This is a genomic window from Ensifer sp. 38_S197, assembly GCF_056924495.1.
This window is the reverse complement of record NZ_JBXOVZ010000001.1, coordinates 1,638,133-1,649,915: the sequence shown is the minus strand read 5'-3', so window position 1 is coordinate 1,649,915 and position 11,783 is coordinate 1,638,133. Positions and strand designations below refer to the sequence as shown.

The window sequence follows — 11,783 nt, the reverse complement described above, 5'->3', positions numbered from 1 at the left end:
GTTCCTCGCTGGAGTTCTCGGCGTCAGCCGGTCATCGCCTTGAAATGGTTGAGCATCCGCGCCGCGTCCGGCTCGTGCCCTGTAAACAGGCGAAAGGCACCGACCGCCTGGAAGACGGCCATTCCGCCGCCATCGAGCGTGCGGCAGCCGCGTCGTCTGGCTTCCACGAGCAGCGCCGTTTCGAGCGGGAAGTAGACGATCTCGGCGACCCAATGGCGCGGATCGAGAAGCTCGCTGTCGAGCGGCAGCCCCGGATAATTCGCCATGCCCGTCGGCGTGGCGTGGATCAACCCCGACGCTGATCGCATTGCTGCCGGGAGGTCCGTGCCGGCTGCGATATCCGCCTCGGGGAACAGGGCGGTCAGCATCTTGGCAAGCGACTGCGCCCGTGCCGGCTCGCGGTCGAAAACAGCCAGGCGCTTCAGGCCGAGCGAAAGCGCCGCGTAAGCGGTCGCGACGCCGGCGCCGCCTGCCCCGAGCTGCACGGCAAAGGAAAGGTCAGCATCTGGTAGCCCGCGCCTGAAACCTTCGGCAAACCCCCACCAATCGGTGTTGTGGCCGTAGCGCCGCCCTCCCTTGAGCACGACGGTATTGACGGCGCCGAGCCGCTGCGCGTCAGGTGCAAGCTCATCGAGATGGGCAATGACTGCCTGCTTGCACGGATGGGTGATGTTGAGGCCTACAAACCCCAGCCGTTCAGCCTCGGCAAGCAGGCGCGGCAGATCGTTTTCTGTCTCGTCGATTTCGCGAAGGTCGATCAGTTCGTACGCATAGCGAAGCCCTTGAGCCGCACCTTCGGTCATGTGCATCGCCGGGGTCAGCGACGCTTGAATGCCCGCGCCGATCAGACCGGCCTTCAAGGGACTTACAAGCGTTTCGGTCATGGTTTGCGTTTCCATCTTCTAGGCCCGCAGCAACGGGCAGCCAGCCTCCGGCCCGCCGTGACTTGCGGGCGGGCCGAAGTCTTCGCGCTGTTACTGGCCCCGTGCGGCACCAATCTCCTTGAACAGCGCCTGCACCGTCTCCGTGCCAATCTCGGCGCTGAACTTCTCGATCACCGGCTTGACGGCATCACGCAGCTTCTGCGTCTCCTCCGGGCTGAGTTCGCTGATTTCCATTCCGGTCTTGCGGATTTCCTCAAGGGCTGCGGCGTCCGCTTCGCGCGACACCTTGCGCTGATAGTCGCGCGCTTCGGTTGCAGCCGCCTGCAGGACCGCCTTCTCCTCGTCGTTCAGCCCATCCCAGAACTTCTTGCTGACGAGCACGATCTGCGGATTGTACTGGTGACGGGTCAGCGTCATATATTTCTGCACTTCGTAGAACTTGGCGTTCAGGATGTTTGCGGCCGGGTTTTCCTGCCCATCGACTGTCCCAGTCTCGAGCGCGGTATAGAGTTCGGTATAGGGCAGCGGCACTGCGTTGGCGCCGAGCGTGTTGAAGAGCTCGATCGGGATCGGGGACTGGATCGTGCGGATCTTCAGACCCTTGATGTCTTCGAGCTTCGTCACCGGATGGCGATTGTTCGTGAGGTTGCGGAAGCCGAGCTCCCAGTAGCCAAGACCGACAAGGCCGGTATCGGGCAGAAGCTTGAGAAGACTGTCGCCGAAGGCACCGTCCATCACCTTGTCCGCTTCCGCACCGCTGTCGAAGAGGAAGGGAAGGTCGACGGCGCCAAACTGCTTGACGTTATTGGCAAGAATGCCGGCGTTCAGCACCGTCATTTCGATGACGCCGCCCTGCAGCGCCGACACGGTCTGCACGTCACCGCCGAGCGTGCCGCCCGGGAAGAGCTTTACCTCGATCTTACCGCCGCTCTTGTCCTTCACGATTTCGGCAAACTTCTCCATGCCCATCACCTGCGGGTGACCCTTGTTGTTGGCCGAAGCGAACTTGATGGACTGGTCGCGTATTTCCGCAAGCGTCGGCCCTGCCGCCAGCAAAACGAGCGGCAAGGCAAGCCCCAAGGCCATTTTCGTCAGTTTCAACATGTTCTCCTCCCAGATTTGGCCGGCATTTCCACCGGCCGTGTTGAAGCGTGAAATTTCCGTCAGTGCCCGAACCAGGTAACCGGGACGGTCACCAAGGCGGGGAACAGGACGAGCAGGAACAGGACGATCAATTCGGCGACCAGGAAGGGCAACACACCCTTCATCAGGTCTTCCATAGACAGTTTCGAGACGCCGCAGATAACGTTCAGAACCGTGCCGACCGGCGGGGTGATGAGGCCGATCGAATTGTTGATGATGAACAGCACGCCGAAATAGACCGGGTCGATGCCTGCCTGCTTGATGATGGGCATCAGCACAGGCGTCATGACCAGGATGGTCGGCGTCATGTCCATGGCCGTGCCGACGACGACGATCAGCACCATGATCGCAATGAGCAGAGCGGTCTGGTTATCCATCAGCGGTTCGACAAGGGCGGCGAGCGCGCCGGGGACGTCGGCAACGGTGATCAGCCAGGCGGAGACCGCTGCACAGGCGACCAGGAACATGACAACGGAGGTGATCTTTGCAGCCGACACAAAGACATGAAAGAGCTGAGCCGGCGGCAGTTCGCGATAGACAACCATGGCGACGAAGAGCGAGTAGACGGCAGCAACAACACCGGCTTCGGTTGGCGTAAAGACCCCGAACTTCAGGCCAACGATGATGATTACGGGCAGCATGAGTGCCCAGATGCTGTCAACGAGCGCCTTGAGACGCACTGCCCCGCTCTGCCTTGGCGGCAACTCGAACTGCTCCTTGCGGGCAACGATCAGCCAGGTGACGCAAAGGGCCGCGGCAATCATCAGCCCCGGGAAAATGCCGGCGAGAAAGAGTTTGGTAATCGAGACGCCGCCGACGACGCCATAGAGGATGAAGCCGATCGACGGCGGGATGATCGGTCCGATCACCGAGGCGGAGGCAAGCAGCCCGCCAGCGCGCGCCGCGTCATGACCGCTTTTCAACATCATCGGCAGAAGCAGCGCTCCAAGCGCAGCCGCATCCGCAACGGCCGAGCCCGAGAGACTGGAAAGAATGCAGGCGGCGAAGATCGCGACGAAACCGAGGCCGCCGCGAATATGGCCGACCATCGCCATTGCCAGCGCGACGATGCGGCGGGAAAGCCCTCCAGTGTTCATAACCTCGCCGGCGAGCAGGAAGAAGGGCACGGCCATGAGCGGAAAGCTGTCGGCACCGTTCAAGACGTTCTGTGCCACGATTTGTGCGTCAAAGAGACCTAGGTAGAGCATCAGCGCGACACCGCTGATAATGAGGGCAAAGGCAATGGGCACGCCGAGCGCCATGGGTCCGAGAAGTGCGCCGAGGAAGATCGTAACGGTCATCGCAACATCCTCAGCGCTTGGCGGAAACGGAGCCGAGGACCGGCTCGGGAAGATCGTCGAGCGCCATCTCGTCCTCGCTGTCGCGCACCAGTTCGACCGTTGTCACATCGATACGGCCTGTGGCGATGGCGAAGGCGTCCGCAAGCAGGATCAGGAATGCGGGGACACCGAAGGCGAGACCGGCGCCGTAGAAGAAGCCCATCGAAAGCCCGGTCGCCGGCGCGCCGACGTGAAAATTGATCAGCGTCTGTGCCCAGCTGCCGCTAATCATCAGCCAGGTCGCATAAAGCATCAACACATGGCCAAGAAGCACCGCGGCTTTTGCTGCGGTCGGCGGCAGTCGTTTGATGAGTGTGTCAACGCCGAGGTGCCCGTGTTCGCGCATGGCGACGACTGCACCGAGGAAGGTAAGCCAGACGAAGAAGATGCGCGACAGTTCCTCGGAAACCGTAATCCCCTGATTGAAGGCATAGCGTAGGACGACATTGCCGAAGACGAGCACGACCATGCCGGCGAGCAGCAGGGCAATCGCCACCTTCAGCGCGAAGAAATAGAAATCGATGATGCGGGTCATGCGCTCCTCCCAAAGCAGAGTGCCGTCGTCGCACCCCAAGCATCTTATGGCTTCATCGGGCGGAGTCCGGGGCACGGCGCGAATACGGCCTCCTCCGGTCGTCTTCGCTTTCTACAAAATGTACGAACTAGTACGTATGTCAAGTGGACTCTCTTGAAAGGCCCCGCCAACCTCAATATGACTTCCAAGGGAGACGAAATGAGGAGGGCCCGTGGCCCGCCCATTTTAATTTGGTTTCATTGGGAAAATTTCGGCTGGTGAAAGATATCGGCCGGTGTCGGGAGTGACGACGAGAGGATGGCAGGGCGGGCGGAGGCAAGTCGAAAGAACGATCCAGAACGAACGAAGGAAGACATCCTTGTCGTCGCCACGGAGGAGTTCTCGACGCATGGGCTAGCGGGCGGACGCGTCGATGCGATCGCAGAACGGACCCGAACCTCCAAGCGCATGATTTATTACTATTTCGGGAGCAAGGAAGGACTTTACCTCTCCGTGCTGGAGCGCGCCTATCGCAAGATCCGCACGCTTGAAGAGGATCTGAAGCTTGCGAGCCTTGCGCCGGAAGACGCGTTGCGCACGCTGATTTCCAGTACCTTCGACCATGACGAGGCCAATCCCGATTTCGTGCGGTTGGTTAGCATCGAAAACATCCACCACGCAGCACATATGCTGCGTTCGGAAGCCATTCGAGATTTGAATGTCTCAGTCATCGAGACTATCGCTGGCATTCTGGAGCGCGGTATCGCCGAAGGGGTGTTTAAGCGGAAAGCCGACCCGATCGACGTGCACATGTTGATCAGCGCCTTCTGCTTCTTCCGGGTTTCGAACCGCTATACATTCGGAACGATCTTCGGCCGCGACCTCTCTGAGCCGGATACGATCGGCAGGCATCGGAGCATGATCGCCGATGCCGTTATCAGTTACCTGAAAAATACAGACGAACCGATTTGACAACAGTCGTGCTCGGTAACTTGTGCGATATTCAGCCGATGGAACGGAATCTTACCGTTAAGTGCCAAGCGACACCTTCGCGTTCAAATGTAGAGAGCATGTAGTGAACCTGTCGCACGGAGGTCTGCTGCACTGAGGGAATTCAATGAGCGCGGTAGAACCAACCGTTTATCCTAAAGGTGGAGAACAATGGGCGTCATCAACGAGACGAGCCGTCGGGCCGCGGCTGCGTCTTTTCGCTGTGAAACAACCTCCATTTTGTTGGCCTGAAAGTGATGCGGGTCCGGCGGGGAAAAAGTGCACGATCGGGCGGCAGTTCAATCTCGACCACTGAATACGACTCTCCCAACCCCACCTCTAAGTGCCGAGTGCCAGCGACGCGCCGACTTCCAGTGATATGGCCCTCGAGGCCGTTTTCGGAATCCTCAAGGAGCTCTATGTCGTGGGGCCGGAAGTAAAGGACCGCTTCACCATCGGACTCGCTTATAGCCGGCAGCCCTGAAGATCGGCCGTTGAGCCAGATCTCACCGCCTGAAATACTAACGTTTAAGCAGGTCGACTGGCCAATAAATCCGTAAACGAACTGAGACACTGGGTTATCATATATCTCGTCCGGCGTGCCCGACTGCTCGATTGAGCCGTTGTTCAGCACGACAATCCGATCGGCTAGCTCAAGCGCCTCCTCTTGGTCGTGAGTAACAAAAACTGTTGTGTATCCGGTGCGATCATGGATTTCCCGCAGCCGTCGGCGCAATTCCTTGCGCACCTGGGCATCAAGCGCACCGAAAGGTTCGTCGAGCAACAATATTGTGGGTTTGACAGCCATCGCACGTGCAAGTGCCACGCGTTGACGCTGGCCACCTGAAAGCTGAGCGGGGTAGCGCTTTTCAAGACCGGAAAGCTGCACAAGTTCGAGCAGGTCAAGCGCCCGGTCGCGGATCTCTTCTGGAGGTGGCCTTTTGTCTGAGGGACGAACCTTCAGCCCAAAGGCGACATTGTCCAGCACCGTCATGTGCCGAAAGAGGGCGTAATGCTGGAAGACAAAACCTATGTTTCTTTCCTGCACGGTCTTTTGCGAAGCATCTTCGGCGTCAAAGAACACCCTGCCGCCAGTCGGGTTCTCCAGGCCGGCGATCAGACGGAGTAACGTCGTCTTTCCCGAGCCGGAGGGACCGAGCACAGCAACCAATTCGCCAGAGTGAATGTCGAGAGAAACGTCATGGAGCACGCCAATGCGGTCAAACTCTTTGCTCAGACCTTCGATTCGAACATCCATGTAAGCCGCCAAAAATCAGCTTCACGTTTTGTGGAATCTGAACGCGCGAAAAGAGATTTTGTTCGTAAGGCTGCTAAAGTCGGTCACGATCACGGATGGGCCTGCCAGAAGAGGAAGCGCTGAACCGGCTGAGCATCAGCGCGGCTTGCAGCAGCCAGGCCATTTCCTGATTTTGGCAGGCCGCCGAGCGCCAACCCAATTTGGGGGCGACGCTCGGCTGTTAAAGATCCTCGCAGCAATGCGAGAGGGCATGTTCAAAACACCTTCCCTTCCCTCAAATGGGTGGTCGTGCCGGTCAGCAGATAGTCCCCTAGAACACGCGACTTGTGCAGGAGCGGGTTATGGTTAAGGACGGTGCGGATATTGCGCCAGTGCCGATCGAAGTTGTTGTTGCGGGAGGTCGCCGACCCGCCACCCAACTCGAACATGCGCTCGGCGCTTCGCAATCCGAGCTGGCCAAGAACGAGCTGTGCCCGCGCCGTCGAAAGCGCGCTGGCGATCAAGGCATCCTCAATCTCTACGTCCGTTCCTCTGCCGAGCGCGGCGACTGTGCGGTCCAGCGCCTCCGCGGCGGCGGCGACCACCTTATCGATGGCGAAGGAGTTTGCAGCGATCTCGCCAATGACGTGCTGGACGAAGGGATCGTCGCTTGCCGTCTCGGCGCTGCTGTGGGCGGCGGAGCGCGCCTGCTTGCGGACATAAGCAAGACCATCGGAAAGGACGTTGCGCACTGCGCCCGCCGCACTTGCCGCCAGGTGCAACTGGCGCAACGTCGAGCAATGGCGACCGACAACGTTGTCGAGCGCGCGGCGGGTAAGCTCGTGCGGAAAGACTTCGACATTGTCGAGGATCACGCCGCCACTCGCGGTCAGCCGCTGCCCCATGCCATCCCAATCGTCGAGAATGGTTATGCCTAGGCGATCGGTCGGCAGGAGAACGCCGACCGCCTCGCCCTCCTCGTCGAGCGCACTGAACGACGCAAAGTCGGCGAAGGCAGTGCCTGTGGCGTACCACTTGCGGCCATTCAGCCTGTAGGTATCGCCATGCCTGACGATCGTCGTCGTCACCTGCCCCGGGCGGGCGGTGCCCTGTTCGGTATGGGCGCCGCCGAACAGCTTTCCTGCGAGAATGAGTTCGATTGCGCCTGCATCACGCTCACGCGGGTCGCTGAGGATGACGTTTTCGACATAGTTGAAATGGGACCGGAGCGCGTGTGCGACGTTGGAGTCAGCAGCGCCGATTGCGGCGATCATTTCGATATAGTCGGCAACCGAACCGCCTGGCCCGCCGAGCGCAACCGGGATGCGCAGCGTCCCAAGTTCAAGCTCACGAAACAGTTCGAACGCTTCGAAGGGAAGCGTGCGCGTCAGATCGCGTTCGGCCGCCCCCTTGGCGACTTCGGATACGAAGCCGGGAATGCGCGCGAGAAGTTCCGCACGTGTCGGACGGGAAACAGTCAGCGCCTTGGTTATCGTCACATGTCAACTCCAACTGATGAAGAAGAGAGTGCAGCCGGATTCCACTCCGGCTGCACTGCGCCTTCGACGACTAGGTCGTGGGGATCGTTCACGATTGCCCGTCGAGATAGATGTCTGCCCCGTTGCTCCAGAGATGCTCGACACCCAGTTTCAGGTTCTTCACCCGCTTGTCGTAGACGGTGATCACGGCCGGGGTCACGATGTCGAGCGTCGGTAGATCCTCAACGACCAGCTTCTGGAACTCGTTGAAGAGTGCCAGCCGCTTCTTCGGGTCGATCTCGACTGCGGCCGTCTCGAGCAGGCGGTCGACTTCAGGGTTCGAATATTTGGAGCCGTTGGTGAAAGGCACTCCCGGCTTGAAGTTCTTCGACCAATAGAGGCGCTGGACGCCGACGGTCGGATCGTAAAGGTTGCTCATGCCTTCGATCGCGATATCGAAATCGCGGTCGGTGAAGACGCGCTTGACGAAGGTCGCGAAGTCCTGCGTCCGCGGCTCCACCTTGATGCCCACCTTGGCAAGGGCCTGTGCGATGTATTCCGCGGTCTGCTTGGGAGGACCGGACGGCTGGGTGGGATCGATGAACAGCTTGAAGCGAAAACCATCGGCCCCGCGCGCATAGCCCGCCTCGTCCAGAAGCTTTTCGGCCTTCGCCGGATCGAACTCGTATTTGGGGAGGTCCGGCGCGTAGAACTTCGCAAGGTCCGGACTGACAGGCCCGTCGAGCCGCGTCGCATAGCCGAGATAGACGGTATTGACGATGAAGTCCTTGTCGACCGCGTGCGCAATCGCATGGCGGACCTTGATGTCGGCCAGATACTTGTTCTCGAGGTTGAACTCGGCGCGCGCAATGCTCGGCGAATAGGGTGCTGGGTCGGTATCGACGACGAGGTTCGGATTGGCCTTCAGCCGGTCGATGTCGGTCAGCGGCAGATTGGCGGTCGAGACCTGCACTTCGCCCGTCTCGATCGCCGCAACGGCTGCGGCCGGGTCGATGATGAAGCGGAAGATGAGCTGGTCGAGGTAGGGCTTAGGCGAACCCCAGTAGTCCTCGTTGCGGACGAAAAGCGCGTGGCTGCCACGGACCCATTCGACGAACTTGTAGGGGCCAGTGCCAACCGGCGCGACGTTGTGCGGATTTTCCGCGATCTTCGTTCCTTCGTAGAGATGTTTTGGAACGATCGGCGCCTCGAAGCTGGCAAAGGCGGTCAAAAGGTAGGGCGCCGGCTTTGAAAGGATAAGCTCCACTTCATGCGAATTGAGGACGTTTGCCTCTTCCACGTGGGCAAAGGTCGCACGGCCGCGCGGATGGTTCTCCTTCAAAGCCAGGATTGAAAAGGCGACATCCTCGGCGGTGAAATCCTTGCCATCGTGCCAACGAACGCCCTGACGCAGCTTGAACCAGTAACGCAGGCCGTCTTCGCTCACCGTCCACTCCGTGGCGAGCAGCGGCTGGGGATTGAAATCCTTGTCATAGGTCAGCAGGCTCTCGGTCGCCTTGCCGCTGATGTAATAGGCGGCGCCGGCGCTATGGGCGATAAGCACCAAAACCGGCGGCTCAGTGCCGATATTGATCGAGACACTGCCGCCGCGCGGCGGCTCGTCTGCCGCCAACGAGGGCGTCGGCAGTATTGGCACGGCAATTGCGGTCGCGAGCGCAACGGAGGAGAGGAGGAACGCGCGGCGCGTCGGTTTCAAAGTCCCTGTCTGTCTTGATGTCATCTGAGTATCCCCAAGCAGGCGAAGCACAGGCAACGCCGATTTCTGCAGCACCTGGACGGGCTGTTAGGCAAACCTTATAAAATCCACTAATTTTATCGAGATAGTGCATTTCTAAAGTCTGCGGCTTTTCTGAAAAAAGCTACTCAGAGCGCTCCGTATGCCGCGTTCCTGATGTTCACACGGAGAGGTGACGATGCGGCAGTGCCGCCTCGATGGAGGAAAAGTTCTCGTTTGGACGAGCGCGCGGCAATCCATCCCAAGATCCGCGGGCAAAACGCAATCGACAAAATACATCAATTGAATAGATTATGACTTCACATGCCTGCTTTCTGAAGGAGTTCTCCATGCGCCCTGAATTCATTGGCCACACGTCCAACAGGGAAGGGTCAGACATTGTGCCCGCCTCGGGCCCGGTCATCGACAAGGCCTATATCCGCAATCACGTGCAGGCGGCGGAGGCGGCGGGCATCGATCGTCTGTTGATCGGCCAATTCGCCCAATGGCCCGACAACAACCAGATCGCGGCTTACGTCTTCAGCCAGACCGAACGGATCGGGGCGCTGCTTGCCCACCGGCCGGGCCTGATGGCGCCGACGCTCGGCGCGCGCCAGCTTGCCACACTCGACCAGTTCTCCGAGGGCCGATTGTGGGTGCATATCATCACCGGTGGATCCGACACGGATCAGGCACGCGACGGCGACTTCGAGGATCACGATACCCGCTACGCCCGCACCGACGAGTATCTGCAGGTGCTGAAAAAGGTTTGGGAGAGCGACCAGCCCTTCGATCACGAGGGACACTTCTACAGGTTCAAGGGCGCCTTCAGCCAGGTGAAGCCGTTCCAGAAGCCGCGGATCCCCATTTCCTTCGGCGGTTCGTCGGACGCGGCGATCGCCGTTGCCGGAAAACATGCAGATATTTATGCGCTTTGGGGCGAGCCGCTCGACGGCGCGCGGGAAACCATCAGCAAGGTACGGGCCGCGGCGGTCGCCAATGGCCGTGCGGCCGACGATATCCGCTTCACCCTCGCCTTTCGCACCGTCGTGGCGGAAACCGAAGACGCAGCCTGGGCAAAGGCGGCGGATATCCTCGATAAGGTCAAGGCGCAGGTTGCGCGCTCGACCGGCGGCAACGGCGAAAAGCTGCCGTCGAATGTCGGTTCCGTTCGCCTGCGGGAGGCCGCCAGCCGCGGCAAGGTCCTCGACAAGCGGCTGTGGACCGAAGTCGCGGAAGCGAGCGGCGCCGGCGGAAACTCCACAGCGCTGGTCGGCACGCCTGAGCAGGTCGCCGACGCCATCCTCGATTACTACGATGCCGGCGTTTCCAACTTCCTGGTTCGCGGCTTTCATCCGACGGAGGACACCGTCACTTATGGACGCGAAGTCGTACCACTGGTCAAAGCCGGCATCGCTGACCGCGAAGCACGAAAGGTTGCTGCCGAATGACCGCGCCGCTCGATATCGTCGACATCCACGCCCATCTCTGGCCGCCCGCCTGGCGTCCCGGTGGCAAATATGAAAAGCCAGCCGCTGCTTTCGCGCCGGAAATACACCGGAAGATCACCACCCCGCAGACGCTCGTCGATGAGCTTGAACACAATGGTGTGTCGCTTGCCGTGGTCACGGCCACAATCGAAAGCCTCTTCGGGTTGGAAGGGAGCGTGCCTCTTGCCGCCGTCCGGCAAGCCAACGACTGGCTGGCAGCGCTTTCGCGCGAATACCCAACGCTTGCCGGTTTTGCCGCCATCGATGCCTTTGCCGGTGAGGAAGCAGCCCGCGAAGCTGAACGTGCGATCGTGGAGCTCGGCCTTTCAGGACTGGTGATCGACTCTGCACGCGACGGCAAGTTCATCGCCGATGTCTCGGTCCGCCCGACGCTCGAAGTCGCGGCGCGCCATAAGGTGCCAGTTTTCGTGCATCCCGTCGCCCATCCGAATGCCGAGGGCCTGATCAAAGGCGCGGGCAATCTCGGCAATTCACTTGGTCGCGGGCTGATGAACGGCGTCGCATTCCTGTCGGTCATCCAGTCTTCTCTGCTCGACGACCTTCCGGACCTGCATCTGGTCTTTGCCACGCTCGGACTTGGCGCAATCGTGCAGGCGGCACGCGGCGGCATCTACGGTCGTGGCGAGCGGACAGCCAGGCGGCGGCCCAACATCTACTTCGATACGATGGGGTATGATCCCGACATCGTCCGCATATTGACCGGCTTTTTCGGAGCGGAACGCGTCCTCGCGGGTACGGATTGGCCGATCCTTGGGGTCCTGAACGCAGACGCGTTGCGACAGAACTTGGAGCAGGCGGGGTCGAACGATGAGGAGGCGCGCCTCGTTGCTGGCGGCAATGCCCGACGCCTCCTCCGCCTGCGGCATGATCAAACGATAGCGGCTGAGTGAAACCTGACAAAACCAAGCCGCCCCGGATCCTGGATCCGGGGCTCTTTGCACCTGGATAGCA

10 protein-coding genes are annotated in these 11,783 nt (G+C 60.3%); 3 read left to right on the top strand and 7 right to left on the bottom strand.

Translation table 11 applies throughout. The annotated features are described in order from the left end of the window. Positions 1-23: 23 nt before the first annotated feature. The 4 genes from AC1Z3V_RS07705 to AC1Z3V_RS07690 all read right to left on the bottom strand — a co-directional run bounded on the left by AC1Z3V_RS07705 (position 24) and on the right by AC1Z3V_RS07690 (position 3,902). On the bottom strand, positions 24-884 hold the full coding sequence (locus tag AC1Z3V_RS07705; protein ID WP_483498178.1) for a shikimate dehydrogenase: 861 nt from the start codon (positions 882-884) through the stop codon (positions 24-26). Positions 885-974: 90 nt separating this feature from the next. Then, positions 975-1,988, bottom strand: a complete 1,014-nt coding sequence (locus tag AC1Z3V_RS07700) for a TRAP transporter substrate-binding protein (protein WP_483498177.1) — start codon at positions 1,986-1,988, stop codon at positions 975-977. 59 nt (positions 1,989-2,047) lie between these two features. Then, a complete protein-coding gene (locus tag AC1Z3V_RS07695; protein ID WP_483498176.1) occupies positions 2,048-3,328 on the bottom strand; it encodes a TRAP transporter large permease in 1,281 nt (426 codons plus the stop codon). Between the two features lie 10 nt (positions 3,329-3,338). Then, a complete protein-coding gene (locus AC1Z3V_RS07690; protein ID WP_483498175.1) occupies positions 3,339-3,902 on the bottom strand; it encodes a TRAP transporter small permease in 564 nt (187 codons plus the stop codon). Positions 3,903-4,199: 297 nt separating this feature from the next. On the opposite strand from AC1Z3V_RS07690, the gene AC1Z3V_RS07685 reads away from it, so the two are divergent. Continuing rightward, positions 4,200-4,853 (top strand): TetR/AcrR family transcriptional regulator, encoded by a 654-nt coding sequence (locus AC1Z3V_RS07685; protein WP_483498174.1) that lies wholly within the window; start codon positions 4,200-4,202, stop codon positions 4,851-4,853. Positions 4,854-5,052: 199 nt separating this feature from the next. Here the strand turns inward: AC1Z3V_RS07685 and AC1Z3V_RS07680 are convergent, their stop codons facing one another. From AC1Z3V_RS07680 to AC1Z3V_RS07670, 3 genes are all read right to left on the bottom strand, one after another. Next, complete coding sequence (locus AC1Z3V_RS07680) at positions 5,053-6,129, bottom strand: sulfate/molybdate ABC transporter ATP-binding protein (RefSeq protein WP_483498173.1); 1,077 nt, start codon at positions 6,127-6,129, stop codon at positions 5,053-5,055. A 254-nt stretch (positions 6,130-6,383) separates the two neighbouring features. Next, entirely contained in the window at positions 6,384-7,607 is a 1,224-nt protein-coding gene (locus AC1Z3V_RS07675; RefSeq protein WP_483498172.1) for an acyl-CoA dehydrogenase family protein, read from the bottom strand. 88 nt (positions 7,608-7,695) lie between these two features. Further along, positions 7,696-9,327, bottom strand: coding sequence for an ABC transporter substrate-binding protein (locus AC1Z3V_RS07670; RefSeq protein ID WP_483498171.1), 1,632 nt, complete (start codon positions 9,325-9,327; stop codon positions 7,696-7,698). 344 nt (positions 9,328-9,671) lie between these two features. Between AC1Z3V_RS07670 and AC1Z3V_RS07665 the strand changes: the two genes are divergently transcribed. Both AC1Z3V_RS07665 and AC1Z3V_RS07660 read left to right on the top strand, forming a co-directional pair. After that, positions 9,672-10,772: an LLM class flavin-dependent oxidoreductase gene (locus AC1Z3V_RS07665; protein WP_483498170.1), complete on the top strand. Its 1,101-nt coding sequence runs from the start codon at positions 9,672-9,674 to the stop codon at positions 10,770-10,772. Further along, entirely contained in the window at positions 10,769-11,722 is a 954-nt protein-coding gene (locus AC1Z3V_RS07660) for an amidohydrolase family protein (protein WP_483498169.1), read from the top strand. The genes AC1Z3V_RS07665 and AC1Z3V_RS07660 overlap by 4 nt, the downstream gene beginning before the upstream one ends. The last annotated feature ends 61 nt before the right edge of the window (positions 11,723-11,783 follow it).

What these genes read in the sequence shown, in the direction of transcription:
- AC1Z3V_RS07705 (WP_483498178.1), bottom strand. Translation starts at nt 884, where the DNA reads ATGACCGAAACGCTTGTAAGTCCCTTGAAGGCCGGTCTGATCGGCGCG.
- AC1Z3V_RS07700 (WP_483498177.1), bottom strand. Translation starts at nt 1,988, where the DNA reads ATGTTGAAACTGACGAAAATGGCCTTGGGGCTTGCCTTGCCGCTCGTT.
- AC1Z3V_RS07695 (WP_483498176.1), bottom strand. Translation starts at nt 3,328, where the DNA reads ATGACCGTTACGATCTTCCTCGGCGCACTTCTCGGACCCATGGCGCTC.
- AC1Z3V_RS07690 (WP_483498175.1), bottom strand. Translation starts at nt 3,902, where the DNA reads ATGACCCGCATCATCGATTTCTATTTCTTCGCGCTGAAGGTGGCGATT.
- AC1Z3V_RS07685 (WP_483498174.1), top strand. Translation starts at nt 4,200, where the DNA reads ATGGCAGGGCGGGCGGAGGCAAGTCGAAAGAACGATCCAGAACGAACG.
- AC1Z3V_RS07680 (WP_483498173.1), bottom strand. Translation starts at nt 6,129, where the DNA reads ATGGATGTTCGAATCGAAGGTCTGAGCAAAGAGTTTGACCGCATTGGC.
- AC1Z3V_RS07670 (WP_483498171.1), bottom strand. Translation starts at nt 9,327, where the DNA reads ATGACATCAAGACAGACAGGGACTTTGAAACCGACGCGCCGCGCGTTC.
- AC1Z3V_RS07665 (WP_483498170.1), top strand. Translation starts at nt 9,672, where the DNA reads ATGCGCCCTGAATTCATTGGCCACACGTCCAACAGGGAAGGGTCAGAC.
- AC1Z3V_RS07660 (WP_483498169.1), top strand. Translation starts at nt 10,769, where the DNA reads ATGACCGCGCCGCTCGATATCGTCGACATCCACGCCCATCTCTGGCCG.